This window comes from Bacillus sanguinis (assembly GCF_018332475.1).
In the GTDB taxonomy this organism is placed as follows: Bacteria; Bacillota; Bacilli; order Bacillales; family Bacillaceae_G; genus Bacillus_A; species Bacillus_A sanguinis.
On the sequence record NZ_BOQB01000533.1, the window covers coordinates 1 to 446 of the forward strand.

Sequence of the window (446 nt, forward strand, 5' to 3'; positions counted from 1 at the left end):
GAGGGGATAATTTGAAAGAAGAATCTTTATTGAATGTAAGCCTTAAGAGTTTGAAAACGAGAAGTAATATATTTTTTATCATTACATCTTTAAGTATCTTTTTAGGAGCCACTTATTATTACAATAAAAGATTTCCAACTCATAGGTATCCTGAATGGTTAGAATTTCTAAAGTTGATTGGATGAATAAAAAACAGAAAAACAGAAAATTCAAATAAAATGTTGTGGAGGAGCTAAATATGAATATTAGAGAAAGTGAACTTCCAGGTATTGGTTACAAATTTCAAATCGTTACGAAAGGTAACGAAAAGATGGTGATTGTTATTCATGATGACGGGCGTAGAGAAATGTATCACTTTGATTCAGACCATGAAGAAAGTATCTCCAGTATTTCATTACGTGACTCCGAGGCAAGACAAATTGCAGCAATATTAGGCGGAATGGTAT

General features: G+C 31.8%; 2 protein-coding genes. Both read left to right on the plus strand.

Annotated features, from left to right (window positions below):
- The coding region (locus tag KI369_RS28280) for a hypothetical protein (protein WP_212958965.1) at positions 1-185 on the plus strand (185 nt) is incomplete at its 5' end.
- Between the two features lie 53 nt (positions 186-238).
- On the plus strand, positions 239-446 hold a 208-nt coding region (locus KI369_RS28285), incomplete at its 3' end, for a cation:proton antiporter regulatory subunit (RefSeq protein WP_498033625.1).